Genomic DNA, 1,863 nt, shown 5'->3' on the forward strand with positions numbered 1-1,863 from the left:
TAGGTCAATTAGCTGATCCGGACCTGCTGATTCGAACCAGCGGGGAAGAGCGCATTTCAAATTTCTTGCTTTGGCAGATTGCCTACAGTGAACTGGTCTTTACGGACGTTCTTTGGCCTGACTTTGATAAAGATGTGTTCGATCATATGATTTTAGAATATCAGCATCGGGACCGTCGCTTCGGGGGCCTCGATACGACTAATAGGGGAGATACACAGTGAGACAACGTGTGATAACTGCTGTAGTAGCGTTACTAATATTTATACCGATCATCATTATGGGTGGCATCTGGGTGGATATTGCCGCTCTTGTTTTGGGGATTGTTGCGATCTCTGAAATCCTCGTGATGAAAAAGAAGTTATTGATTTCACCTGAATCCATCATTGCCTATCTTGGGGTCAGTGTTTTGATTCTACCTGATTCCTGGGTCGGCTTTTTACCGGGGCATATCAGCCAGACATTTGTCTTTTTCCTGTTCGTCTTGATGCTTTTATTGATGACCGTATTGAGTCGAAACCTTTTTTCATTTGACGATGCCGGCGTTATTGCACTGGGCATGTTATATATTGGAATGGGCTTTCACTACTTTGTTGCCGCCCGAGAAATCGGCCTGACGGTGTTACTATACGCACTGTTCATTGTCTGGGTTACCGATAGCGGTGCTTACATTTTTGGCCGGATGTTCGGTCAACATAAATTAGCCCCAAGAATTAGTCCAAACAAAACTTGGGAAGGATCAATTGGCGGCTCACTTGCAGCGACGATTCTTTGCACGACGTTCGTCTACTTCTATCCGGTTTCAGGACATTCCTTATTGCAAATGTTCATCATCACGATTATTCTTTCTATAGCTGGTCAATTTGGTGATTTGATTGAATCTGCACTTAAGCGCTACTATGGCGTTAAGGATTCAGGAAAAATTCTACCAGGACATGGTGGAATTTTAGACCGCTTCGATAGTTTACTGTTTGTGTTACCAATGCTTCATTTGGTTGGTATCATTTAGTTTTTAGGAGGAAAGTGTCACTTGATAACTACAATTATTGTTTTCATCATCGTCTTTGGGATTCTGGTGATCTTTCATGAGTTCGGCCATTTCATTACCGCAAAACGATCGGGGATTTTAGTCCGCGAATTTTCCGTTGGAATGGGACCCAAAGTCTTCTACTACCGAAAAAACAGCACAACGTTTACCTTGAGGCTGCTGCCGCTTGGCGGTTACGTGCGGATGGCAGGCGAAGCAGATGATGGTGAAGATGAACTTAAGCCGGGAACGCCGGTCACACTACAATTAAATGATCAAGGCGTTGTAACCTCAATTAATACCAGTAATAAGCATTCACTGTTTCAAGGGATTCCTTTGACCGTAACCGATACCAACTTAGACACGGATCTATACGTCAAAGGCTATGAAAATGGTGATGAGACTCAGGTCAAATCATATCCTGTGGATCACGATGCGACAATCATTGAAAAAGACGGGACAGCTCTGCAAATTGCACCGCGTGACGTTCAGTTTCAGTCAGCTTCTTTGCCCAACCGGATGTTGACCAACGTTGCCGGCGTTTTTAACAACTTATTGCTGGCAATTTTGGTTTATACCATTCTTGGGTTTGTTCAAGGTGGCGTCCAGTCCAATACCAACAAGGTGGATGTCATGCCGACTAATTCGGTTGCCCGTTCTGCTGGTATGAAATCAGGCGACAGGATTATTGAAGTCAATGGGCATAAGACGACTGACTGGGAAGATTTAACTGTCCAGATCCGGTCTAAAGCAAATAAAAAAATTACCGTCAAAGTTGACCGAAATGGTCAGGACAAAGTGTTGTCGATGAAGCCAAAAGCGCAATCGTCTGGTGGTCA

General features: G+C 44.0%; 3 protein-coding genes. All 3 read left to right on the top strand.

The window, feature by feature from the left end; translation table 11 throughout:
* Positions 1-221 (top strand): undecaprenyl diphosphate synthase family protein (locus AB3112_RS11215; RefSeq protein WP_367334538.1); only part of this gene is annotated, 221 nt, incomplete at its 5' end.
* Complete coding sequence (locus AB3112_RS11220; protein WP_057909229.1) at positions 218-1,006, top strand: phosphatidate cytidylyltransferase; 789 nt, start codon at positions 218-220, stop codon at positions 1,004-1,006. The genes AB3112_RS11215 and AB3112_RS11220, both read left to right, overlap by 4 nt.
* Positions 1,007-1,027: 21 nt before the next feature.
* Positions 1,028-1,863 (top strand): RIP metalloprotease RseP (gene rseP / locus AB3112_RS11225; protein ID WP_367334539.1); only part of this gene is annotated, 836 nt, incomplete at its 3' end.

This window comes from Lentilactobacillus sp. (genome assembly GCF_040773105.1).
Taxonomy (GTDB): Bacteria; Bacillota; Bacilli; order Lactobacillales; family Lactobacillaceae; genus Lentilactobacillus; species Lentilactobacillus parabuchneri.